Origin of the sequence: Pseudoalteromonas aurantia 208, assembly GCF_014858725.1 — a bacterium.
Taxonomy (GTDB): Bacteria; Pseudomonadota; Gammaproteobacteria; order Enterobacterales; family Alteromonadaceae; genus Pseudoalteromonas; species Pseudoalteromonas aurantia.
The window spans coordinates 1,111,223-1,134,580 of record NZ_AQGV01000015.1 but is presented as its reverse complement, the minus strand read 5'-3'; the positions used below and the strand labels follow the sequence as shown (position 1 = coordinate 1,134,580).

22 protein-coding genes are annotated in these 23,358 nt (G+C 40.0%); 7 read left to right on the top strand and 15 right to left on the bottom strand.

The window, feature by feature from the left end; genetic code table 11:
- Nucleotides 1-70: 70 nt before the first annotated feature.
- From PAUR_RS22990 to PAUR_RS22980, 3 genes are all read right to left on the bottom strand, one after another.
- On the bottom strand, nt 71-598 hold the full coding sequence (locus PAUR_RS22990) for a response regulator transcription factor (RefSeq protein WP_192510044.1): 528 nt from the start codon (nt 596-598) through the stop codon (nt 71-73).
- Complete coding sequence (locus PAUR_RS22985; protein ID WP_192510043.1) at nt 598-1,827, bottom strand: ATP-binding protein; 1,230 nt, start codon at nt 1,825-1,827, stop codon at nt 598-600. Before PAUR_RS22985 ends, PAUR_RS22990 begins: the two co-directional genes overlap by 1 nt.
- 106 nt (nt 1,828-1,933) lie before the next feature.
- Nucleotides 1,934-2,332 carry a nuclear transport factor 2 family protein gene (locus PAUR_RS22980; RefSeq protein WP_192510042.1) on the bottom strand — a complete coding sequence of 133 codons (399 nt, stop codon included), beginning with the start codon at nt 2,330-2,332 and terminating at the stop codon, nt 1,934-1,936.
- A 143-nt stretch (nt 2,333-2,475) separates the two neighbouring features.
- On the opposite strand from PAUR_RS22980, the gene PAUR_RS22975 reads away from it, so the two are divergent.
- A complete protein-coding gene (locus PAUR_RS22975) occupies nt 2,476-3,540 on the top strand; it encodes a ketoacyl-ACP synthase III (protein ID WP_192510041.1) in 1,065 nt (354 codons plus the stop codon).
- A gap of 67 nt (nt 3,541-3,607) precedes the next feature.
- Nucleotides 3,608-5,077, top strand: coding sequence for an aminoacyl-histidine dipeptidase (locus tag PAUR_RS22970; protein ID WP_192510040.1), 1,470 nt, complete (start codon nt 3,608-3,610; stop codon nt 5,075-5,077).
- A gap of 331 nt (nt 5,078-5,408) precedes the next feature.
- Here the strand turns inward: PAUR_RS22970 and PAUR_RS22965 are convergent, their stop codons facing one another.
- Nucleotides 5,409-6,776: a leucyl aminopeptidase family protein gene (locus PAUR_RS22965; RefSeq protein WP_192510039.1), complete on the bottom strand. Its 1,368-nt coding sequence runs from the start codon at nt 6,774-6,776 to the stop codon at nt 5,409-5,411.
- Nucleotides 6,777-6,835: 59 nt separating this feature from the next.
- Nucleotides 6,836-7,207 carry a hypothetical protein gene (locus PAUR_RS22960; RefSeq protein WP_192510038.1) on the bottom strand — a complete coding sequence of 124 codons (372 nt, stop codon included), beginning with the start codon at nt 7,205-7,207 and terminating at the stop codon, nt 6,836-6,838.
- Nucleotides 7,208-7,301: 94 nt separating this feature from the next.
- Here PAUR_RS22960 and PAUR_RS22955 point away from each other — a divergent pair, with 94 nt between their 5' ends.
- The 3 genes from PAUR_RS22955 (at nt 7,302) to PAUR_RS22945 (ending at nt 11,904) form a co-directional block, all read left to right on the top strand.
- A complete protein-coding gene (locus PAUR_RS22955; protein ID WP_192510037.1) occupies nt 7,302-7,481 on the top strand; it encodes an oxidoreductase-like domain-containing protein in 180 nt (59 codons plus the stop codon).
- A gap of 235 nt (nt 7,482-7,716) precedes the next feature.
- A complete protein-coding gene (locus tag PAUR_RS22950) occupies nt 7,717-10,362 on the top strand; it encodes a TonB-dependent receptor plug domain-containing protein (protein ID WP_192510036.1) in 2,646 nt (881 codons plus the stop codon).
- A 96-nt stretch (nt 10,363-10,458) separates the two neighbouring features.
- Nucleotides 10,459-11,904, top strand: coding sequence for a tetratricopeptide repeat-containing sulfotransferase family protein (locus tag PAUR_RS22945; RefSeq protein WP_192510035.1), 1,446 nt, complete (start codon nt 10,459-10,461; stop codon nt 11,902-11,904).
- Here PAUR_RS22945 and PAUR_RS22940 read toward each other — a convergent pair.
- The gene (locus tag PAUR_RS22940; RefSeq protein WP_192510181.1) at nt 11,867-12,787 is read right to left on the bottom strand and encodes an alpha/beta fold hydrolase; all 921 of its coding nucleotides are present in this window, start codon (nt 12,785-12,787) and stop codon (nt 11,867-11,869) included. The two genes, PAUR_RS22945 and PAUR_RS22940, sit on opposite strands and share 38 nt — an antisense overlap.
- Before the next feature lie 150 nt (nt 12,788-12,937).
- On the opposite strand from PAUR_RS22940, the gene rlmF reads away from it, so the two are divergent.
- A complete protein-coding gene (gene rlmF, locus PAUR_RS22935) occupies nt 12,938-13,837 on the top strand; it encodes a 23S rRNA (adenine(1618)-N(6))-methyltransferase RlmF (RefSeq protein WP_192510034.1) in 900 nt (299 codons plus the stop codon).
- Between the two features lie 180 nt (nt 13,838-14,017).
- Here the strand turns inward: rlmF and PAUR_RS22930 are convergent, their stop codons facing one another.
- Together PAUR_RS22930 and PAUR_RS22925 are read right to left on the bottom strand one after the other, a co-directional pair.
- Nucleotides 14,018-15,184, bottom strand: coding sequence for a MalY/PatB family protein (locus PAUR_RS22930; RefSeq protein WP_192510033.1), 1,167 nt, complete (start codon nt 15,182-15,184; stop codon nt 14,018-14,020).
- A gap of 190 nt (nt 15,185-15,374) precedes the next feature.
- A complete protein-coding gene (locus PAUR_RS22925; protein ID WP_225738559.1) occupies nt 15,375-16,289 on the bottom strand; it encodes a permease in 915 nt (304 codons plus the stop codon).
- A gap of 110 nt (nt 16,290-16,399) precedes the next feature.
- On the opposite strand from PAUR_RS22925, the gene PAUR_RS22920 reads away from it, so the two are divergent.
- Nucleotides 16,400-16,690, top strand: coding sequence for an ArsR/SmtB family transcription factor (locus PAUR_RS22920; protein ID WP_192510032.1), 291 nt, complete (start codon nt 16,400-16,402; stop codon nt 16,688-16,690).
- Between the two features lie 88 nt (nt 16,691-16,778).
- Here PAUR_RS22920 and sigZ read toward each other — a convergent pair whose 3' ends face one another.
- The 7 genes from sigZ to PAUR_RS22885 form a co-directional block, all read right to left on the bottom strand.
- The gene (gene sigZ / locus PAUR_RS22915) at nt 16,779-17,321 is read right to left on the bottom strand and encodes an RNA polymerase sigma factor SigZ (protein WP_192510031.1); all 543 of its coding nucleotides are present in this window, start codon (nt 17,319-17,321) and stop codon (nt 16,779-16,781) included.
- Nucleotides 17,322-17,395: 74 nt separating this feature from the next.
- The gene (locus tag PAUR_RS22910; protein ID WP_192510030.1) at nt 17,396-18,091 is read right to left on the bottom strand and encodes a glutathione S-transferase family protein; all 696 of its coding nucleotides are present in this window, start codon (nt 18,089-18,091) and stop codon (nt 17,396-17,398) included.
- 112 nt (nt 18,092-18,203) lie between these two features.
- Entirely contained in the window at nt 18,204-19,610 is a 1,407-nt protein-coding gene (locus tag PAUR_RS22905) for an ATP-binding protein (RefSeq protein WP_192510029.1), read from the bottom strand.
- Nucleotides 19,611-19,667: 57 nt separating this feature from the next.
- Nucleotides 19,668-20,249 carry a thymidine kinase gene (locus PAUR_RS22900; RefSeq protein ID WP_192510028.1) on the bottom strand — a complete coding sequence of 194 codons (582 nt, stop codon included), beginning with the start codon at nt 20,247-20,249 and terminating at the stop codon, nt 19,668-19,670.
- A 94-nt stretch (nt 20,250-20,343) separates the two neighbouring features.
- Nucleotides 20,344-21,123, bottom strand: a complete 780-nt coding sequence (locus PAUR_RS22895; RefSeq protein ID WP_192510027.1) for an amino acid ABC transporter substrate-binding protein — start codon at nt 21,121-21,123, stop codon at nt 20,344-20,346.
- Nucleotides 21,124-21,247: 124 nt separating this feature from the next.
- Nucleotides 21,248-22,612 carry a DNA-3-methyladenine glycosylase 2 family protein gene (locus PAUR_RS22890; RefSeq protein WP_192510026.1) on the bottom strand — a complete coding sequence of 455 codons (1,365 nt, stop codon included), beginning with the start codon at nt 22,610-22,612 and terminating at the stop codon, nt 21,248-21,250.
- A 118-nt stretch (nt 22,613-22,730) separates the two neighbouring features.
- Nucleotides 22,731-23,339 (bottom strand): superoxide dismutase, encoded by a 609-nt coding sequence (locus tag PAUR_RS22885; protein WP_192510025.1) that lies wholly within the window; start codon nt 23,337-23,339, stop codon nt 22,731-22,733.
- Nucleotides 23,340-23,358 lie beyond the last annotated feature (19 nt).

Sequence of the window (23,358 nt, the reverse complement as noted above, 5' to 3'; positions counted from 1 at the left end):
CGCACTATTATTTTAATTTAGTTAATAAACAGACCGTGATCAACCCAACATTCTCTCACTTTAATTTGATTTATCTTGGTGCCGGCTTCTTTTGTAGTTTCCGTTGCAACGTACGTCGATGCATATTCAATTGCCGCGCAGTATGTGAAATATTTCCTGCATTATTTTTGAGAACCTGCTGAATATGTTCCCACTCCAACCTCTCTGGTGACATAATCACCTCTTCGGTGTTCGTATTTCCTTTGGGGATCTGACCTGTTAACGCTTGTAATATAACTTGGGTATCTGCTGGCTTCGTCAAATAATCATCGGCCCCCAATTTTACTGCTTCAACTGCGGTGGCAATACTGGCAAACCCTGTCAAAAGAACCAGTTTACAATTCGGTAATCGTGCTTTAATTGGTTCAATAAAATGCAAGCCTGATTGCGTTGTCAATTTCATATCTAACAATACATAATCAGGCATAAACTCATCACAGGTAAGTAAAACCTTGCATTCCTCATTCACAATTGCACATTCAAAGCCATATTTACTTAATCTACGGGCTAACGTGTTTGAAAAGGCGATATCATCTTCAATAATTATTAGTTTTTTCATTATTTGGCTAATTTTGCAGGGAGTAAAAGGCGTGTTTGAGCCCCTAAACTCATATGATTTTCAATTGTTAGGCTTCCATTTAACCGTTCAAATGTAGCGTGAGAAAGTAACAACGCAATCCCCATTCCATCATCACTTTGTACAATTTCGTGACCCAACTCACTGAGTTTTTGCGGGTCAATGCCTTTGCCATTGTCCACAATGGTCAATTGCCAACGGCTTTGCTGTATTTTACTCGATAATACAATAGTGCTATGAGCATTATGCTGATTAGCATGGGCTGCATTGCTCAAAATATTCAATATTGCGGGGATCAACATCGGGTCAGAGCTGACCATTAATCTACCAGTTTCATCAGAGCATTCAAGTTTTTGCTCTGGGTACTGAAGCGCCATTAACGTCACAAGCTCCGCCAAGACTTCCGAAACCAATTTAGCTTTATCAGAAGTACCTTCTTTAAAATTCTCCGTCTGTCGTCTAAAACTATTTAGTTGAGTTTTACATTGCGTAAGCGCGACTTGAATATCTGCAATAGCGGGATGCTCAGGCATATCCTCCTGAACCTCCTCAAACAAGAGATTTAAATTCGCGATGGGTGTTGCCAATTGATGTGTTGCTTGAGCCGCTGCACTGCCCAATGCCATAATTTGCTCACTTTTTAGTTGTTGTTCTCGTGCTTTTGCAAGTTTATGTTCTTTGTTTTGAATTTGATTTACTAACGCCATTACGACTGCAACAATCACAATAACGCTGAAAACAAAATTGACCAACATGCCTGTTAAATGTTGATGCATGTCCATATGATGTAAATGATGACTTGGCATAGTGGCAAATAAATAGCCATAACTTGCTAATGCTAAACCTGCGACAATAACAACATACTTTTTAGGTACAGTGACGGCCGCAATAACAATTGGCAACAGTAATAAAGACACAAAGGCATTACTCGCGCCACCAGACAGCGATAATAAGACGGTTAAGAACAACAGATCAGCCAGTAATTGAAATAACATACCTGTAGGTGCCGCTTCACTGGTATTGCGATAGGCATAGACACTGACTAATTGAAATAAAGATTCAATACCAATGACAATAAACGCAGGTAGCAAAGTAATTTCTTTGTTAAAAAAGTAAGCCCCGCTTAACACCATTATTAGTTGTAGCGCAATCGCGATTGTTCTCAGTAAAAGTAATCGACCGATTGAAGAGTTAGGTGAAAATACTATCATGCCTATTTGCAAAACCAGATAACGAATTAAGCTCGTCACTTTAACTAACTCATGACAAATAACAAGCGATAGTCTATGAATGGTATGTGTTAGATCAAATAAAGTACTATTCGTATTGTAGTGCAAACTCTGGGCAAGGAGTTCCTTGGTGATAAATAAGTTGCCACTGCTCAGCGACCTTTTTCCATATCGACATTCTAATCGAATAATGCAAGGGTGCTCTAGCACTGTGCCGATATGCCGCGTGATAAGTGAGCTGCGCTATATCAGCACTCAACATTTGACCTATAAATGACTGATTATAAAACTGTGGCACTTTCTCACTGGGTAGCCTAGACATTATATGCGCTTTATTAAACATTAACCCATTGGCTGATATTTCGTGAAAATTAGGGCTAAGTAGCTGATCTAACCTATTCACTGACTGCCTTACACTTGGTTCTAATAAGATGCGTTCAAGTTCAACCAAATGTTCAAGTAAAGACTCAGATATTTTTGTCGTCATAACAAATAAGCGGGACAGTTTAACTAAAGTATTGAAAGTTTAGTTCACAGTTATATGCTTAACAATATCAACTGGCTTTGAAAAGCAATGTTTGCTATAAATGCGGGTTAGCCCGACTGGTCAGACAAGAATAGAGAACAATTATGATTTATGCCAAAATTACGGGCTGGGGGAAATGCATTCCTCCAGCAACCATTACTAATGACGAAATCAGTCAGATAGTCGAGACTAATGACGAGTGGATAACAACTCGAACGGGCATTAAAGAACGTCGCGTCAGTCATGTAAGCACCGCTGAATTGGCAACGGTAGCCAGTCAACATGCGCTAGCCTGTGCTGGTATCGATGGCTCAGATATCGACCTGGTATTACTGGCCACTTGCACACCATCTACGATGGTTGCTAATACCGCATCTTTGGTACAAAAAAACATTGGGGCACAAGGCGCAGCAGCATGCGATACCAATGCCGCATGCTCTGGATTTTTGTATGCTATACAAAATGCGACGGCGCAAATTCAAGCTGGTATGATTAAACGCGCGGTCGTTGTTGCAGCAGAGCGCATGACTTGGTATGTCAATTGGGCAAAACGTGATAGTGCGGTCCTTTTTGGCGATGGTGCAGGCGCTGTTGTGCTTGAAGCAAGCGAAACACCTAGCGGTCTGTTAGGGTCTAAAACCGGATGCGATAGCACTGATCGCAATATTCTTCACATCGAAAATTATGGTACCGATATGAATAAATATAATCCAACAGGCCCTTCTGAATTACTTTTTGAAGGTCGTGAAATCTTTAAACGCGCTGTAAAAGGCATGAGTGAAGCATGTGATGACGTGCTAAATCAAGCTCAATTAACCTTATCTGATATCGATGTTCTGGTTCCGCATCAAGCAAACTTACGAATTATCCAGGCAATGCAACAACGCCTTGATATAAACGATGACAAAGTCATGGTTAACATCGATAAATACGGTAATACCTCGGCTGCGACGATTGCCATTGCATTATGTGAAGCTGTAGAGCAGGGTTTGATAAAGCCACATAGTAATATTATGTCTGCAGCATTTGGCGCAGGCTTAACATGGGCGGCAAGCTACATTAAGTGGGGTGAGCGCACAACCCCTATTAATATAAGTGACGCCAAACTGCCTGATACCGATAAAACGGGCCTACAGCTAATAGAGCATGCTGTAAAGGCATGTCAATAAAGTTATTCCTTTGTCCCCTAATCCAGTGGTAAAATAATAAAAACTTTACTCACTTAAGGGGACAACCTTGTTCACCCAACACACTGAAATCGCTCAACTTGAACCAAAGGCTATTTGGCAGTTCTTCGATCAAATTTGCGCTATTCCACATCCATCAAAATATGAAGAAGCGCTTGCACAATTCATTATTAACTGGGCAAATGAGCAAGGTCTGGACGTTCGAAGAGACCCTACTGGTAATGTTTTCATCAGAAAAGCAGCTACATCTGGCATGGAAAATATCACACCGGTTGTTTTACAAGCACATATTGATATGGTTCCACAAAAGAACGACGATGTTGATCATGACTTCACAACAGACCCGATCCGTCCATATGTTGATGGAGAATGGGTTACTGCAACTGGCACAACCCTAGGCGCAGACAATGGTATGGGAATGGCATCTTGCCTAGCTGTACTTGCTGCAAATGACATAAATCATGGCCCTCTTGAAGTGCTGCTGACGATCGACGAAGAAGCAGGTATGACGGGTGCCTTTGGCTTAGAAGCTGGCTATCTAGAAGGCGAAATATTATTAAATACCGATTCAGAACAAGAAGGTGAAATCTACATGGGCTGTGCCGGTGGCGTAGATGCTACGATCACCTTACCAATTGACAGAGTACAGGCTAGTGAACACCAAACCATTGTTACACTCACTTTAAAAGGACTCAAAGGAGGCCATTCAGGTGTCGATATTCATACTGGTCGTGCCAATGCTAATAAGTTGCTTTCACGTTTTTTAAAGAACCATGTTCAGAGCACCCCATTTCAGCTCATTAGCTTTAAAGGCGGTTCATTAAGAAATGCGATTCCACGAGAAGCTTATGCTGAAATATCGATCGCGACCTCTCAACTTACTGCTTTTGAAACTTCCGTCGATGAATACCTTCAACTTATCTCGCAAGAACTTGCCTCTATCGAAACAACTTTAACGTTCGACTGCACACCTTCATCCTCCACTGAATTACCAATGAGCGACGAAACTAAGCAGCGAGTTTTAGCGCTTATGAATGCATGTCCTAATGGCGTGATCAGAATGAGTGACGATATTGCTGGTGTCGTTGAGACATCACTTAACATGGGTGTGATCAATACACGTACCGACGAATTCGAAGTGCTGTGCTTAATTCGCTCTTTAATCGACTCAGGTCGCTCTGACGTTGAAGGGCACCTAAATTCATTGGCAGAGTTAGCTGGCGCCAACATCGTATTTTCAGGCGCATATCCGGGTTGGAAACCTGAGCCTGACTCGAAAATACTGCATATTTTCCGCGATGTGTATGAAGGTATTTACGGAAGAAAACCACATATCATGGTGATCCATGCCGGCCTTGAGTGTGGATTATTCAAAAAGCCTTATCCCGAAATGGATATGATATCTTTTGGTCCAACTATCAAGTTCCCCCATTCACCTGACGAAAAGGTGAAAATTGATACCGTTGGCCTATATTGGCAGCAAATGAAAGCGATATTAGAAAATATTCCAGCGAAATAACTGAAAGTTAGGTATACCCTTTACCAATATTTACTCATTATTGGTAAAGGCTCTGCTTACAATAGTCTTGGAATTTTTATTTAAACTGTTCGCTCTACAAAGCAAATGGTCCCTTTAGCCTTTGGTGTCCCTATTCTCTTCGAATCATATATACTTGATGGTAATGTACAGACTTAAGTTAGGCTGACCTAGCAGAGCTGGTTAACGCGACTATTTATTTGGATCCGAAAACATAGACAACAAGACTATGTTTACCGCTTTGAATTATACCTTGAGCACAAGATATAGAAGCGCAAGAGTGCGATGTGTGGATCACCACACTCTTGCAATATTATGCCGAATAACGTTTTTCTAAATAAGAAAAGGTTGCACGTAAGCCTAACCCTTCCCCACCTGCTGGACGACCCGGTAATGAGCGAACATTCCAAGCCATCACATCAAAATGTACCCAAGGTGTTTGTGCAGGTTCAACAAACTCTTTTAAGTACAGTGCAGCCGTGATAGCGCCACCAAATGGGGTTGAACCACAGTTAGAAATATCAGCTATTTCACTTTTAAATAATCCTTTGTATTGATCAAACAAAGGCAGCTGCCAAACGGGATCTTGATTAAGTAACCCCTGTTCAACAAGCCCACTTGCTACAGTGTGATCTGTACTAAAAAAGCCTGGTAACTCAGTACCTAACGCAACTCTGCACGCGCCCGTCAGTGTCGCAAAATCCATTAACAAGTCAGGTTTGTCATTTTGCGCTTCTGCGAGTGCATCACACAAGATCAAACGCCCTTCAGCATCTGTGTTATCAATTTCTACAGTAATACCTTTACGCGTTTTAATAACATCACCTGGTCTAAATGCATTGCGTGACACCGCGTTTTCAACAGCAGGTACTAACACTCTTAGGCGTACCGGTAAATTAGCAGCCATAATCATTTGTGCTAAACCGATAACATGAGCAGCTCCGCCCATATCTTTTTTCATATTGCGCATACCAGCAGCTGGTTTTAAGTCCAAGCCACCCGAGTCAAAACAAACGCCTTTGCCCACTAGGGTGAGTTTTGCATGCGACTCATTCCCCCAAACCAAATCTAGCAACCGTGGCTTGTTATCACTTGCACGTCCAACCATATGCACAGTCGGATAATTATGTTCGAGTAACTCATCACCAATCAGTTCGTTAAACTGCCCATCAAAGCGCTCTGCTAGCTCAATCATTGTCTCAGCAAGATGCTGAGGCATCATATCTGCCGCTGGTGTATTCACTAAGTCTCGAACTAAGTAAATTGACTCAGCTTGTTGATATACTTTCTTAAATATTGCCGCGTCGCTGACTGCTAAGCACGCCTCTATTTTAGGTAACGATTTATAAGCTGAGAACTGATAAGCACCGAGAATAAAGCTAAGCGCCTGTTGCTCTACAAACTCATGTGCTCCTTGAATTTGATACTGACCTTTCGGTAATTGCTTAGCAAGATCTCCAGCTAACCACATGCTTTCCAGTTCATCCACTACACACAGGACCAACTGCAATTCGCTGCTATTCACATCTGTAATGGTAAATACTGGTGATGATTGACTGCGACATGCATTAACTACATTCGCAACATATTGAGTTTGGTTGTTTAGCCAATTGTCTAATTGGGCTTTCTCAACAAAGTGTAAGGGTGTTCCTTGATCAGAGTGGACAAGTAATCCGCGCATAATACTCTCTATCTGGTAAATTCTAAATTTAGAATACCAAGTTACGCGTTCGAGATCACTTATTTACGGTTATGATTTGACTTGTTATTGACGGAAAAAGAACTCGGTAATACATCAACACCAACCCATTGTCCTAATTTTACGATCAATGGAATCGTAATAGGCGCAAACGGTAAAACAGCAAACACACCAAGACCAAGCCCTTTCAAAATATCGACGAGCTGCTTATTCGCCACCTTTAAGTCTGATTTATTTCCTTCCCCCATCGTATAGCGTTTATAGATTGTGAGCATCTCTTTTGTCTCTTGCTTTTCTTGAGCTAAAGCACCTTTAAGAGCCAACATTGTACGCCTCAAGCGCACTTGTTGTTTTCGCTTTGTTATTTTTGCAACTCTCAACGGAGCCTTATGAACTACTCTAATTAGGCGCATTATCACTTATAAACACGTATGTATAATGAAGACAGTGTAGCAAAAGAAAGACCTATGTTACTATGTGATTTTAGTCTTAATTACTGCACGCATTATGTCTGAGCTTAATAATCAAAATATTGATACTCCCCTTCCAGAACCAATCAAGCCACGTTCTGATGATTGCTGTGGGGGCGGCAGTTGCTGTCCTTGTGTATGGGATGAGTACCGTGTCGCTCGAAAAGCATGGATAATAAGCGTTCAAAAGAGTGAAATATTGGAGAAATCTAACTAAACCTTTAGAAAAATACTGATTCCCCTCGATGAAAAGTTCAAAAAACAACCAAAAACCTCATTTAATTACATAAACTTATCAAAATATTTGCCTTTATTAAAAACACTGCTAAGTTTGAAAAGATGCAAATTTAATTTGCATCCTAAGTTAATGATATGTATATATTCAGAAGCTCAAATAATAATACCGAGCTCTATTTAACTTATGACAACAATAGAACAACTGGGGAAACAGGATGAAATTACAATTAAATAAGGTAAGCCGTGCTTTAACGTACGCGCTAGCTTCAACTGCCACAATGGGCATTATGTCAACGTCAGCTATCGCTGCGGAGGGGGATGAAGCAACCGACAAGAAAATAGAAAAAATTGCCGTCGTTGGCTCTCGGGCTGCGCCTCGTTCGGTTGGTGACTCACCAGTTCCAATCGACATCATCGGTGGCGAGGAACTATCAAAAGGTGGTGGCGATGATATGCTTGAGTTACTAAAAGGCTCCGTGCCATCGCTAAATGTTCACCAAAATCCAATTAGTGATGCCGCTTCTTTAGTACGTCCGGCGAACTTACGTGGCTTACCAGCCGATAGCACGCTCATTTTATTGAATGGTAAACGTCGTCACCGTTCATCTGTTATTGCATTTTTGGGCGGTGGCATCAATGATGGAGCCCAAGGACCAGATATTTCAACGATACCCAGTATTGCACTGAAACAAGTTGAGGTTCTACGTGACGGTGCAGCTGCACAATATGGTTCTGATGCAATTGCAGGTGTAATTAACTTTGTTTTAAAAGATGCATCTGAAGGCGGCAGTTTCTCAGTTAAGAAAGGTCAATACTTCGAAGGAGACGGTGACGCAACAACGTACGAAGGTAACGTTGGTTTACCCTTTTCTGATGACGGTTTCGCGAACTTAAGTTTCCAATACAAAGAAGCCGATCCAACGAGTCGCAGCGTACAACGCCCTGATGCGGCAGCATTTGCTTCGGCAGGCTTAGAAGGCGTTCGAGACCCAGCCCAAGTTTGGGGTGCACCTGAAATTAATGATGATATCTCTTTATTTGCTAATGTCGGTTTAGACTTATCAAACAATGACCAATTTTATATGTTTGGTAACTACTCTGAACGAGATGTACGAGGTGGATTTTACTATCGTAACCCAACAACTCGCCCAGGTGTATACGGAGGTGTGATACGTAATGTAAATGGCACACCTTCACGCCGCGATCCTAATGATGTTGAACAACAAAAGTTATGGGATGCCGCAATGCCTACCATACTCGTTGGCTCACTCGATGGCTATGATCAACAATTAAACTGCCCTGTTGTCGAAATTGGCAGTAATGGTTTACCTGATCAAGCTGCGTTAGATTCACTGACTGCTGCCAATTGTTTTGCATTTAACCAAGTATTACCGGCTGGTTTCACGCCGTTTTTTGGTGGTAACATAACAGATACCTCTTTCACTGTTGGTACAAAAGGTGAAATCGATGAAGGTTACTTTGAAGGTGCATATTTCGACTTAAGCGGCTCTGTGGGACGCAATGAATCACGGTATTTTATTACTAACACAGTGAATGCATCTTTAGGCCCAGATAGCCCACAAGATTTCAGCCCAGGTAAATATATTCAACTAGAAAAGAATTTTAATGCTGATATTTCAAAAGGCTACGATTTCGATTTAGCCTATGAAGTCAACGTTGCGGCTGGTCTTGAGTGGCATGAGGAGTCGTTCGAAGTCGTTTCAGGTGATGAAGCCTCATTCTTACCAGGCCCATTAACACAACAAGGTTTTGGTATTGGGTCAAATGGCTTCCCAGGATTCCAGCCTTCAGCAGCAGGTGTATTTACCCGTCGTAACTACGGCGCGTATATCGATATTGAAACACCTTTTACTGACGAGTTTTTGATGGGTTGGGCACTGCGCTATGAAGATTACGATTCATTTGGCTCTACCACAAACTACAAAGTAACTGCACAATATCAAGCAACCGACGACTTATCTCTGCGAGGTTCAATCAGTACTGGTTTTAGAGCACCCACAGTTGGCCAAGCAAATGTAAGTAACGTACAAACCAACTTAAGCAGTGGAGTTTTAGTTGATTCAGCTTTATTACCACCGACAAATCCGATCGCAGTGCAACTTGGTGGTAGTGAACTACAACCAGAAGAATCGCAAAGCTATACGTTTGGTGCCGTTTACCAATCTGGTGATTTATTCTTAACAGTAGATTACTACAACATCGAAGTAACTGACCGTATTAGTCAATCAGAAAAGATTGAGCTGACACAGGCAGACAAAACAGCACTTAAAGCGGCTGGCGTACCAAATGTTGATGGATTAGCCCAAGTAAGCTTTTTCACCAATGACTTTGATACCACGACGCAGGGTGTAGACGTTGTTGCAAACTACTCTATGGATTTATTAGATGGTTACTCAACATTTGCATTTGCTTACAACTGGAATGAGACTACGGTAGATAAGTTTTCTGCAATTACCGGTGACTTCAAAGTAAAACGCTTAGAAGAAGACTTACCTAAACACCGCTCATCATTTACGTGGTCTTCGCAGTGGGAAACCGTGTCTTCATTCGTACGTGCTAACTACTTTGGTGAGTATCAAGGCGTACACGTTGATTTCGACCAAACTGCAAAAATTGCTGATGCTTCTGTAACTATCGATGCTGAAGTCACCTATTTTGCAACTGAGTCAGTGAGTATCAGTGTCGGCGCAAACAACCTATTTGACCAAGAGCCTGAAAAGTTAGATTTTGTGGGTGCAACAGGCATTCCGAATAATAACTGGGGTGGAAAGTATTATGAAACCTCTCCGTACGGGATTAATGGTGGCTTCTATTACGTTAAAGCAACATATACGTTCTAATTTACTGTAACCCAGCAGCAAAGGCGAAATGGCAATAGCTATTTCGCCTTTTTATTTTTATTATCTAACTATTGAATATCCGTTTATAAAAAATACATGCTACTACTTAAAAGAGCCAACGAGTTATTGGCCGATAACCAACTTCGAGAAGCCGAATTTATGTTTAAGGCGGTCTTGAAAGAGAACCAAAAGAATGGGCCTGCTTTATTTGGGTTGGGCCGGATTTGTATGCGCTTAGAAGAATACGATAGCGCGATTTATTATTTAAAACGAGCTTGTGAATACCTCCCTAAAATGCTCGATCCATTGTTTGCCCTTGCTGACGCATTTATTGAAGCAGGTTCACCTGTTGATGCCAAAACAGTGCTTGAATATACACTAACCGTCGCACAGCATAATTCACAAGCACATTATCAGCTTGGTCAATTTTATTTGGATCATGGTTTCATCGACAACGCTAGACGTACATTTGAAAAAGGTATCACCTGCCCAAAAGGCGCAGTCACCGCTTTTATGCTCTATGAACTCGTGCAGATAGCGCCCAAAGCAAATCTTGATGGCTATTTAACGCCTTTACACGAATTGCTGAATGAATATGATAACAACCGCTTAAAAGTGGTGGTCTATTATGCGCTAGCTAAATGTTGTCACAGGCTAGATGATTTCAACCAAGCGTTTGATTATTTTAAGCTGGCAAATAGTACGCAATTAGAATACTGTGATTTTCGCACCGAATATATGCAACCCTTTTTTGACAGTATCAAAGCTCATTGTAACAGTGACTTTTTTCAATCCCCTAATGACAAAGTCAAAACCACATTTGTACCCACCTTTATTCTAGGACTACCAAGAACTGGTTCAACGCTATTAGAGCAGATGCTTATTCAACATAGCAATATCGGGAGCATGGGAGAGAGTACAGTTATTAGTGATAAACTAGTTCCTTTTTTAATGCATCGCTCAGAATCAGCTTTTCCTGAATGTTTACAAAATTTGACTACTTCAGTGTTGGACCACTGCCGCGCACTCTATATTGATGAAGTCAAAAAGCATCGTGTCGGCGAACAAACTGTAATAAACAAGCTCCCTGCGAATTTTCAGAATATTGGGCTCATCTATAAATTGTTTCCTGAGGCCCGTATCATTCACCTAACTCGTAGCTTCAATGCCACTGCTTGGTCAGTATTTAGCAATCACTTTGCTGAGAACGAGCCCTATTTTTGTTCTCTCAGTGAATTCCAATTGTATGCCCAATACCACGACGACACCATGCATCATTTTAAAGCCATGGTGCCTCGAAGCATCTATAGCTTAAGTTACGAAGATCTATTAGACGATCCAACTATGCAAATACGGAAAGTTTTGAATTTTATGTATCAAGATTTTCAACCTCAGTGTTTAGAGTTTCATAAAGCTCGACATAAAGTGCACACTTTGAGTAAATCTCAAGTTCGCCAACCTATAAACCAAGCCCCAAGGTCAAACTGGCGTCATTATGAAAAACTTATGTCACAATTACTTCCGGCTCAGAATACTGAGTAAACCATGATATGAGGTCTTTAAACTGATCTTGATGGGCGAGCGTATGTGTAAGCATATCAATATGACCATAATCAAAGCTATACCCATATTTTCGCCCGTATATCGTCATTTTTTGAATGCCGCAACCCGACTCATCAATAAATTTCTCAATATCAACAGGTTGAGCTAGGGCTTTGTCATTAACACCAGCTACATGTAGTACCGGTGGAAGCGCTTTATTTTTGAGTACTTTTGCGTAATCAAATCCATCATCACTATCAACCCATGGGGCTCGTTTTGCCCATAGAGCACTTTGTCGATGCGATTTACGCGTTTCATTGTCACTGCCCCACTTCAACTTTTTCGCTGGTAAAAAGCCGTACTTTTTTGTGTATAAATGCGCGAGGCCAAACCACAATAAATTGGCCTGGAAATATTTACTAATATGATGGTTATATAAACTGCGCTTTGACCCAAAATAAACACATGATGCGACCTTGTTTATTACCTCAGGAAAGCGTGCAAAATAACTATTCATTAATACGCCGCCCCATGAATGTGCAACCCAGTATTTAGGAAAACTGCCATGATGACTTTCAATAAACGCAAGCATTGCTGGGAAATCTTCTAAGATCGCTTCTGTCTGACCATACATCGATGTCTTAGAGATTGCAGGCAGGCTTTTACCTCGTCCTCTTAAGTCAGCAACATAGCAATGAAACCCTTGCTCTGCTAAGTAAGGAGCCAACCCCTTATTCTTTTCTGAATAAAAGATTTTGCCGTTCTCAACTGCACCATGCATAAAAAAAATGCAAGGCCCGTTTACGCCTTCTTTATAAATATGTCTTAAATGCAGTGTTTGTTGGTTTGTTAACTCGCAGTATAAAGAGGTTTGTTTTATCATTATTTCATCATTATTATTATCAACCCCTCTCATCGTACCAGTTGAATTCACTTCCATCAATTGCATAACGACACATAAAGAAAATTCAGTGCTAGTCGAGATGTCTATGACTTCGCTATAATGTAAAAATCAAACACAGCTAGAATTTATATGCATTCAAGAAACCAACATAAACAGGGCTATGACTTTAAAGCTTTGATCACCACACTGCCTGCGTTATCCCAGTTCACCATAGTGACACCCCGAGGGGAAACCAGCATTGATTTTGCGAATAAAACTGCAGTGAAGACCCTAAACAAAGCACTGCTACAACACCATTACGGCGTTAAGTATTGGGATATAGCAGACGAATTTTTATGTCCACCAGTACCAGGAAGAGCCGATTACATTCACGGTATTGCTGACCTGTTAGAGTGTGACATGACCTGCAAGCAAGACAATCTTTGTCAAATATATGGGCTTGATATTGGCACCGGCGCAAATGTGATTTACCCGCTCATTGGAAATGCGCAATACAAGTGGCAATTTATTGGCTCTGATATTAATTTAAAAGCAGTGAAAAGTGCTCAAACAATTTGTACAGCAAACAAATTACCTATTGAAGTCATTCATCAACCTAACGCAGAGTTTATTTTCAAAAATGTCATTATGCCAAATCAAACGCTGCATTTCTCCATGTGTAATCCCCCGTTCCATAGCAGCGAAAAAGCAGCAAGCGCAGGCACTCAGCGTAAATGGAAAAACTTAGGAAAGACCCCTCCAAAAACACTTAATTTTGGCGGGCACGCACCTGAGCTATGGTGTACGGGTGGTGAACTGCGATTTATTAAAACAATGATCAATGAAAGTAGGCTTTTTTCACAGCAATGCGTGTGGTTTACGTCATTAGTCTCTAACAAAGACAATTTACAGCCACTCAAAAAAGCACTAAATAAATTGCAACCTGTTGAGGTTAAAGTGATAAAAATGGCTCAAGGACAAAAACAAAGTCGATTTATAGCGTGGACATTTATGAATCGAGAGCAACGTAAAACATTGCTCTGTCAATAACATATGGGTACATCACAAACTGAGGTTGTGATGTACATCATTATATCACTCTATAATTAAAAGAATAAATGAGCTACATACCTACCGCCCAACAATGGCCCACTTAGCCGACAGCATTGTCGAGATTCATTTCAGGCAAATGCAAAAATTAGCAACCCCCTCTTCAATATCACCTATTCTTCAACCCACTTTAGATTTAAGTAATTGAAGCGAAGCTTGTACCTTTTCTAACGGAGATGCAAAGTTCATACGATAAAAATTTTCATCCTCCTCACCAAACCATGTGCCTGGTGTTAACGCTATTTTAGCTTCTAGAGTTAACAACGCCTTTAATTGTTTTGGTTTCAAACCCAACCCAGAAAAATCAAACCAAATTTGATTTGTACCTTGTGGTGAAAATGTTTTAACTTGGGGAAGCTGCTTGGCCATAAAGTCAACAATCCAGTTACGGGTTGTTTGTGTATAATTCAAAAATCCATCAAACCACTCTTGACCATGTTGATATGCTGCAATCGTGGCATACATAGTTACTGCATTTGCATGGTCTAGCGACATAGAACTCGACGTTGCTCTAATTTTTTCTCGTAGCATCTGATTATCACTGTAAATGTAACCATTTGAGATACTATTTAATCCAAAGTTTTTTGCAGGTGAACCGATAATTGTTAAGCTATTGTTATAATCTAACGATGCAATACTTGTGAATCTCGCGCCGTCAAAAATAATATCACCATGCACCTCGTCACTAATTATTGTTGTATTATACTTTTTTGCAATCGAAACAAGCTTCTGTAATTCCGATTTAGTCCATACCCTACCAACTGGATTATGTGGATTACACAACAGTATCATTGCTATATTTCCACTTTTCAGCTGTTCTTCGTAATCTTCGAAATCAATAACATACTGGTCACCCTCAATTTTTAAAGGGTTATTTATTACCTGCCGCCCTGCTGATTCAATCAATCTACGAAATTGGTGGTATACGGGTGTTTGGATTAAAATACCATCCCCTTCATGAGTGAAATCACGTATCAACATTGCAATGGCACTTAGTACTCCTGGAACTTGTACAAAATGCTCTGGCTTCAAATCAAGATTATGCCGTTCTTTATTCCATGTTGAAATAGCCTCAAAAACAGTTTGAGAATCGAATTCATAAGAATACAGCTCACGGTTAACTAATTGCTGCATTACATTCGTTATTGGAGAAGCTATAGGGAAATCCATATCAGCTATCCAATAAGGTGTAACATCATCTGTACCATAAATTTGCTGTAGCATCTTGCTATCGCTCTTTATGAATTTATGACGAGTATTGGTATGTTTTGGGGTAGTTTGAAACATATATCCTCTCTTTACACTTATAACTAACAACAATAAGACGTCGCTATTATGATAAAGACGTAAAACAACTTTCAGTTTCGCTGTATACGTCACATGCAACAAACGCCTATTGTCTCTACTTTATGCATACCAGCTTCAATTCACTGATATGACTATTTTGAATATTCTAAACCTGTTGTAGATATCACGATTAAAAAAGATATGAGTATAAGTAGCCTGCACTCACAGCCATTGACAAAATCACGACTAAAAATGCAACTATCATCTGATTTTTAAAAATAGATTTTAATAACACGACTTCAGTAAGGCTTGCTCCAGCACTACCTATCACCAACGCCATGACCGCCCCTAATCCCATACCTTTGGCTGCTAATGCTGCGCTTAATGGGATCACTGCTTCAGCACGTATATACAATGGGATCCCAATTATCGCAGCAAAGGGTATTGCCAATGGGTTGCCATCACTGGCGACTCTTACTACAAATTCAGTAGGCATAAAGCCATAGATCAATGAACCAACCGCAATGCCTCCTACTAAAAAAGGCAGTACTTTTTTGAAATCAGCCCATGTCACAACCCATATTTCAAACCACTTGTTTACTGGTTTACTTTCCTTACGACCACTCGCAGAACAACGACTTATCTTAGGCTCGACGTAAGCTTCAGGACGGATATACTTCTCAAAGCCTAGCTTTTCTAACAAAAACCCTGCGACCACAGACACGCCCATAGCCATGACAAAATAAAAAACAGTGACTTTCCATCCAAATGTTACTGCAAATAACCCGATAATAATTGGATTAAGTAAGGGGCTGGCAAATAGAAATACCATCATAGTGCCAAAGCCTGCTTTAGCTCTTAGCAACCCTTTTAAAAATGGGATAGTTGAGCATGAACAAAAAGGCGTAATAGCGCCAAGAAACCCTGCAATAATGTACCCCTTACCATTTTTACTACTTAATATGTCCCGTATTTTATCTGGCGGGATATACGCTTGAAGTACCCCAACAAGATAGCTAATCAGTAAAAATAGTACGGTTAACTCAATAGCCAGAAAAACGAACATGTGCAGTGCTTCAAACACCATATTTTCTGTGATATTCATGATTAAAAACAATTCCACAATTCTAGTTATATCGAAATATATAGGAAACAGTATCATTGTCAATGCATTTCTAGTAATATCGAAATATAAAGAATTTTTGAGGTGTTATTTTGGAAATAGAAACGATTGCTAAAGCACTTAAGGAACTTGGCCACCCAACACGGTTAACTATTTTTAAGCGGCTAGTAAAAGCGGGTGAACAAGGTATTGCTGTTGGAGTTGTTCAAGAAGATTTACAAATTCCTGGCTCTACATTGTCACACCATATTTCAAGTTTAGCTTCTGCTGGGTTAATTAAACAAAGACGTGAGGGTAGAACACTTTACTGTGTTGTTGAGTATGAAAAATTACTGTCTGTTATCGCATTTTTACAAGACGAATGCTGTGCTGATGAGAGTTAGCCGTGATAGATAAGTGGCCTTACCTATGCGTCTCGAGGCGTAAACAATTAACATAAAGTAAACGAATAGTGCGATTAACAAAATGCGCTTAACAGGATGAGCATTTTTTATCTCTCTTATCAAAATCGATTAATTCCCCTTTTGAATTTATCGATAATTCACAACATTGATTAAATAATTCGCTCAGATTTTGCCGGCTTTTTTTTACCCGTGACTTTAATGTTGAGTATTTCATCCCGTTTAAGGCTGCATAATCCTTCTGTGAAATGCCATCAATATCAATTGCGGTAAGTAGCTTTGCTTCACTGTCAGGTAACCCGTTAATAAATGCAGTGACACAGTGAGAAAGTTGACTATAGATATCTTCCTCATTTGTTTCATACCAAAGCACCTGTTCATTTATTTTAGAGATAGTCGCTCGTTTACGGTAAAAGTCTATAATTGCATGATTCGCGATTTGGAATACCCAGGATTTAACTTTTTTCGTATCTTTCACTGTACCTAGGTTTTGATAAGTTTTGATCAGAATGTCTTGTAATAAGTCTTCGACATCACTTGGGTTTGAAATATGCTTGTACAAAAATGCCTTAACGCTACTTTGATAATCAGCCCAAATAGCTTCTAAGTTCATAAAGTATTCCTTGTGCTCCAATCACGTAAAATATCGGTGAGCAGAAGTGCCGCACGGCACTCCTCTTATAACAATTAACAACAAGCACTTAAATTGCTGTTACTCGGTTGATTTACGTGACTGTTGTTTGCTAAATAAGTATTTGTCAGATAAAAGTCTTTAAATTGAAATTCAAAGTCATCTGAGACCGTATTATCCATAATCGTGGTCGCCAGCACTGCACTTTGCCACGCCTGAGCTTTTGGTAAACCACATAAAAAATCATAGTCTGTGTATTTTTTAACAATGGCGGCTCGGTGTAAAAGCGGTAACCATGCGATATCTACATTACTTAGAGCATCAGATTTAAAAAATTGCGTTGTACCTGACAACTGCGCTTCTATTTTGGAGAATATTTGACGTAGCTTTTGTGAACGCGCTGTAAAGGTTTCTTCATCTTTACTGCTCATGGTGCCACATTGTGCTAAATAGTTTTTAGTACCTAAATAACTCCAGGCCCTATCTAGAGCTCGCTGCTCGTTACTTATATTCGCTTCTAATGGACCATATTCATCTTCAATATATTCTACAATGGCGTCAGACTCAAATATCGCAGTGCCATTATCACTCACCATTACTGGGACTTGCCCGTTAGGCGAAATATTCAAAAACCAGTCTGGCTTATCTTGAAGGTTTATATATTGGATCTCATAAGGAATATTTTTGGCCTCTAACGCCGCAGTGACTCTTTGAACAAAAGGACATATTTTAAAACTCACTAATTTAATCATGCTTTACCTCTAAAGTAATTTCAGTGTCTTTACATCTTTAAGACGGAGGCGTATAAAAAAAGACGACACTTTTTGAAAAAATATAGCGAGATAAGCGAGCGCTGAGCTGCATTTACCAAAACGGTAATGTGACAATAAACGTACTACCAAAGCCAACTTCACTTTCAACATGAATTGTGCCATTGTGACTTTTAACTATTGAATTTGCGATAGTTAACCCCAAACCAGTCGCTGAACCAATCGGCTTTGATGTATAAAACGGGTCGAATATTTGATGAATATGCTCAGTACTAATACCGCATCCTGAATCTATCACTGTTATCTCTAAAAAGGCATCTCGGCGTATCGCTTTAACATGAACGGTATGATTCATATCACACTGTGCTTCCAAAGCATTTATCAATATACAGCCAATGGCTTGGCCTAATAAATCAGCAGCGGCACTAAACGAATCTTTGCACTCTACCATCAACTCAAAAGAGGATGAAGGTTCTAAATTTAAGTTAATAATCACAGCATCAAGAATATCTTGGATACAATTACCTGAGCTCACTTGTTGGCTTGAATTGGTAAAAACACTCAAATCTCTAACTATATGTGCAATACGCGTTAAACCTTGCTTTGTTTCATTAACCAAATCCTTACTTTCAGTTTGAATCCAAGGTAAATCAAATTGCCTTTCTATTTCCTTAACAAGTCCTGCCAATTCATTATGCTCACTCGTCGCCATACATAATCGCGCCCAAGCATCATTTAACTTAGTAAAATGTTCAGAGATAAATTCGTTATTACTACTAATGGCACTCAAAGGATTGTTAATTTCATGGGCAATGCCGGCAGCGAGTTGCCCGACGGATGCCAGTTTTTCTTGTTGCACTAACACTTGTTGTTGCGCATCTATTTTTTGTTTTGCCAATTCAAGCGCTATGTTTCGTTGCTCAAGTTCATAAGTGCGCTCGGCTACACATTGCTCCAGTTCTTCATTAAACGACGACAGCCTCTTGGCCATATTCGCGAGTTTAATTAGGTGTTCATATGATCTTAAAGACGCGGTAATAACAGTATAAAGTCGTTCTTTTGTTAACTCAGTCTTCGTTTTATAATCATTGATATCATATTTCAGCATCAATTCATGTTCAGGAATAGAACCTGGTTGCCCAGTCCTAAGTACAATCCTGACAGTCTCGTTATGCAACACTTGCCTAATTTCTTGCGCACATTCAAGACCTGCTTCATCACTTTCCATAATGACATCTAACAAAACCAGCGCAATATCTGGTGAATCTTTTAAAATAGTAAGTGCTTCGATTTTACTATAAGCATGCACCAATTGAAGGGAGCGCTGCTCAAATTTATAGCTTCTTAATACTAACTTAGAGAGCTGATGAACGGACTCATCATCATCCACAATTAAAACATACCAAGGATCATGGTTGCTTATTTGGGGTTGGCTTGCTTGTGGCTTTGCCTGCTCAGGCTCACTGGAAAACAACGCAAGAGGTTTATTTCTATCTGTCATAACTGCCCAAGGAGTTTTAACACTAAGCTTGGGCGCTATAAGGTGATTTTTCAAGTTTTAAACTTGATTTAACTCCGCTTTATAGTGATGTCTACAAACTGAAACATAGCGGTCATTTCCACCAATTTCAACTTGCGCCCCATCTGCAATCGCTTTGCCATGCTCATCAGTACGCAGCACCCTGTTCGCTTTGCGTCCACAATGACAAATCGTTTTCAGTTCAATTAATTTATCGGCCCAAGCTAACAAATATTGTGACCCTTCAAACAACTCGCTTCTAAAATCAGTTCTTAACCCGTAACATAAAACGGGAATATCCAATTGGTCAACCACGTCAGTTAATTCATCAACTTGCTTTTTGGTTAAAAATTGGCATTCATCAACTAAAATACAGTCCAATTTAGTTTCATTATGATGATTTTTGATTAATTGTTTAAGACCTGTGTCATTTGCATAAATATGCGCATCGGCTTGCAGTCCAATTCGAGAAGCGACTTTACCCACTTGAGCGCGATTATCTATCGCCGCCGTCAAAATAAAAGGATTCATCCCTCTTTCACGATAGTTAAATGCTGATTGTAATAAAGTGGTAGATTTACCCGCATTCATTGCTGAATAATAAAAATAAAGTTGAGCCATTCTTAATCGTTCTACACTAGAAATTTAGCCGTAGTCTACCCAACCAAATACAAATTTGCTATGTTGACTTTACCGTCACTTAGGATTAGCCATATTACTCAATATCGTCATCATCCATTTCAAGATACTCCATATAGAACTCGGCGACGGGCATAGTACCTAATAAAGACCAAATCAAATTAATTTCATGGCTGTTGTGTGTAAAAAACTCTTTTGAAAATGTTAAAAACCCATAGCTCATGTCAAAAGGCGGGTAAACTGATACCAACTCTTGAGAATAAGGGTAAGCGCGCACTTTTTCACCGTTAATTAAACACAAACCAATCGAGCCATCAACAACATCTTTCATAACCAAATCATAAGCTTCTGTTTGAGAACTAGTATTAACAATAGCAAAACGTTTAGTATCTATACTCGATGCCGCTGAATAACCACTTGGTATTGCCAAAGAGAGTGCTTTGTTTCGCGCTTGAATATGTTGGTAAAGTGCCTCTTTTCCAACGATGCATCGTCCAAAACGGCTAATCGCCACTGTGGAATTCACCGAACCATCCGCGTTAAATGGGTAAACCATAAACGCTTCTCTTTCAGTACGGTAACTTGCAATTACGGCATTCACTTTGTTCTTTTTCAGTTCATGTAAACATCGTTGCCAAGGCTTACGAACATAAGTAAAAGAGACTTGTGGGATTTGCGCATCAGCCCGGCGCAATATTTCAATTGCCGCTCCGGGATTTTGTCTGGGAACTGCTTGTCCGTTGCCCATGTATGCGGGTGACAGCTCCTTATCTTCATAACAAAACGTTACGTTCACGCCATAAGAGAATGGAGACACTGCCACAAAAGCTAAACTAACCAACCAGCGTAATAACAAAGTAAGACCTATAAATATGTTAGCCTCTTTCTAGTATACGCAAATTCATCGAAATTGCCGAAATTGTTGCACTAAACAGTCATCTAGCTGAAACACAAAAATACAACGCTTCCAGCTATAACAACTACAACGTGCGCCAAAGGTGGAATGTCAGATAACTGCGAAACGGTGCACATGTTTGGGTATCAAATGATCCGCACTGTGCAAAAGCTTTTTTAACACCTAAATCTCCCCCTAGATATATATCTGGGTTACTTTGTCCTCTCATTTTTACGTAATCAACAGTCCATGGTCCGACTCCTTTGATATCTAACCATGTATCTAAATCATCGTTATTTTTATGCTCAACGCAATACTGAGCTAAACTACGTAAAGCACTCTTTCTTGCTCCTGGCATTTTAAAAAACTCAAATTCACAGTTTTGTAAAGCATTTGCAGTTGGAAATAACGGTTCATTAGATTGACCTGATAAACCTTTATGTTTAACTAATGTACATAGCAAATTGCGAGCTGCTGACACACTCACCTGCTGACCTAGAATGGCACGAATACCAGCTTCGAATACATCCCAAATCCCTGGTAGACGTAGCCCTTGTTCTAATATTAAGCCACTCGGTATATTCGCCTCCAGATATTGATTAATAAACTCTGGATCTGCGTCTAAATCCAAAACGCGACGAATGTTCGCCACAACTAAATGAAGCCCACGGATATCATTGATTTTAATTTCCACATTAAAGCCATGGTTCACTTCATCAAAGTGTGCTGTAAATGACCCTGTATACTCATCCAAAGAGTACGTTCTTCCGTACTTTCTCTCACCTAGCCATTCTATTGGTTCTATCAATCGCGTACTAAAAAACTGATGCAATGCGAACCAATTGTAAGGGGGGCGAAAAGCCATGAATAACTTAATTGGCGTATCGGAAATAGCGCGTTCTTTTCTAAACTGGCTGGGATTGAGTGAAAATAGTTTTGAAAATGCGTCATTAAAACGGCGCAATGAGTTGAAGCCACTGGCAAACGCTATTTGGGAAATTGGTAACTGTGTTTGTTGAAGCAGCTGTTTCGCTAAATCACATTGCTTGTACAGCACATATTGTTTTGGGCTAGTGCCATAATACCTTTTAAAAAGCTTATTTAAATAACGTTGAGAAATACCTAGTCTATTCGAAAGCCCCTCAACTGACATATGACTCAGCGCGCCTTCATCTATGAGCTTTTTAGCTCTCACCGCCGTTGTTTCTACGCCAAGCCATGCATAACTGCCTGGTGCTGAATCTGGTCGACAACGAATACAGGGGCGAAACCCTGCGGCTGCTGCACTATAAGCATGTTCAAAATACGAGACATTTTTTTCGTGGGCCATCGGTGCAGGACAAATTGGCCGGCAGTAAATACCTGTACTTTTAACCGCGACAAAAAATAGCCCATCAAATCGATGATCTCGACTTTTCCTTGCTTGTTGACAAACTTCAGATGAATACATGTGACCACTCATATCTATATCATTGATTATATATTAACTGATATGAAAGCTATGAATGGCCATAAATGGCACTAAATACCAAACAATTTATCTCAATTGTTTATTTATAGTGTATCTATTACAAGGCACCCAAGTACCGTTGCTCAACGTCGGTCCAATTAATTACATTATAAAATGCCGCAATATATTCAGGTCGACGATTTTGATATTTTAGATAGTACGCATGTTCCCACACATCCAAACCTAATATTGGTGTGTGTTGCTCCATCAATGGACTGTCTTGGTTTAAGCTACTAGTAACTTGAAGCGCTTTATTTTCGTCAACCACTAACCATGCCCAGCCGCTCCCAAACCTACTCACCGCTGCTGCCGTAAATTGCTCTTTAAATGTATCAAAACTACCAAACTTTTGATCAATCGCCTTTGCTAATTCACCCGCTTGTAATACACCACCTGTAGGACTCATTACTTGCCAAAATAAACTATGATTGTTATGCCCGCCAACATGCTCTTGGACTGCCTTTTGCAATGACTCCGGTAGTGTCGAAATGTTGTTTAGTAACCACTGTGTTGGTTTATCTGCGAACTCTGTGCCTTCCAGCGCAGCATTTGCTTTATTAATATAAGTTTGGTGATGCAGAGTATGGTGGATTTCCATTGTTTTTGCATCAATATGTGGCTCTAATGCATCATAAGCGTATGGCAATGCCGGTAGAGTAAAAGCCATGATTATTCCTCGTTTATTT

What these genes read in the sequence shown, in the direction of transcription:
- PAUR_RS22990 (WP_192510044.1), bottom strand. Translation starts at nt 598, where the DNA reads ATGAAAAAACTAATAATTATTGAAGATGATATCGCCTTTTCAAACACG.
- PAUR_RS22985 (WP_192510043.1), bottom strand. Translation starts at nt 1,827, where the DNA reads ATGATAGTATTTTCACCTAACTCTTCAATCGGTCGATTACTTTTACTG.
- PAUR_RS22980 (WP_192510042.1), bottom strand. Translation starts at nt 2,332, where the DNA reads ATGACGACAAAAATATCTGAGTCTTTACTTGAACATTTGGTTGAACTT.
- PAUR_RS22975 (WP_192510041.1), top strand. Translation starts at nt 2,476, where the DNA reads ATGATTTATGCCAAAATTACGGGCTGGGGGAAATGCATTCCTCCAGCA.
- PAUR_RS22965 (WP_192510039.1), bottom strand. Translation starts at nt 6,776, where the DNA reads ATGCGCGGATTACTTGTCCACTCTGATCAAGGAACACCCTTACACTTT.
- PAUR_RS22960 (WP_192510038.1), bottom strand. Translation starts at nt 7,207, where the DNA reads ATGCGCCTAATTAGAGTAGTTCATAAGGCTCCGTTGAGAGTTGCAAAA.
- PAUR_RS22955 (WP_192510037.1), top strand. Translation starts at nt 7,302, where the DNA reads ATGTCTGAGCTTAATAATCAAAATATTGATACTCCCCTTCCAGAACCA.
- PAUR_RS22950 (WP_192510036.1), top strand. Translation starts at nt 7,717, where the DNA reads ATGAAATTACAATTAAATAAGGTAAGCCGTGCTTTAACGTACGCGCTA.
- PAUR_RS22945 (WP_192510035.1), top strand. Translation starts at nt 10,459, where the DNA reads ATGCTACTACTTAAAAGAGCCAACGAGTTATTGGCCGATAACCAACTT.
- PAUR_RS22940 (WP_192510181.1), bottom strand. Translation starts at nt 12,787, where the DNA reads ATGATAAAACAAACCTCTTTATACTGCGAGTTAACAAACCAACAAACA.
- rlmF (WP_192510034.1), top strand. Translation starts at nt 12,938, where the DNA reads ATGCATTCAAGAAACCAACATAAACAGGGCTATGACTTTAAAGCTTTG.
- PAUR_RS22930 (WP_192510033.1), bottom strand. Translation starts at nt 15,184, where the DNA reads ATGTTTCAAACTACCCCAAAACATACCAATACTCGTCATAAATTCATA.
- PAUR_RS22925 (WP_225738559.1), bottom strand. Translation starts at nt 16,289, where the DNA reads ATGAATATCACAGAAAATATGGTGTTTGAAGCACTGCACATGTTCGTT.
- sigZ (WP_192510031.1), bottom strand. Translation starts at nt 17,321, where the DNA reads ATGAACTTAGAAGCTATTTGGGCTGATTATCAAAGTAGCGTTAAGGCA.
- PAUR_RS22910 (WP_192510030.1), bottom strand. Translation starts at nt 18,091, where the DNA reads ATGATTAAATTAGTGAGTTTTAAAATATGTCCTTTTGTTCAAAGAGTC.
- PAUR_RS22905 (WP_192510029.1), bottom strand. Translation starts at nt 19,610, where the DNA reads ATGACAGATAGAAATAAACCTCTTGCGTTGTTTTCCAGTGAGCCTGAG.
- PAUR_RS22900 (WP_192510028.1), bottom strand. Translation starts at nt 20,249, where the DNA reads ATGGCTCAACTTTATTTTTATTATTCAGCAATGAATGCGGGTAAATCT.
- PAUR_RS22890 (WP_192510026.1), bottom strand. Translation starts at nt 22,612, where the DNA reads ATGTATTCATCTGAAGTTTGTCAACAAGCAAGGAAAAGTCGAGATCAT.
- PAUR_RS22885 (WP_192510025.1), bottom strand. Translation starts at nt 23,339, where the DNA reads ATGGCTTTTACTCTACCGGCATTGCCATACGCTTATGATGCATTAGAG.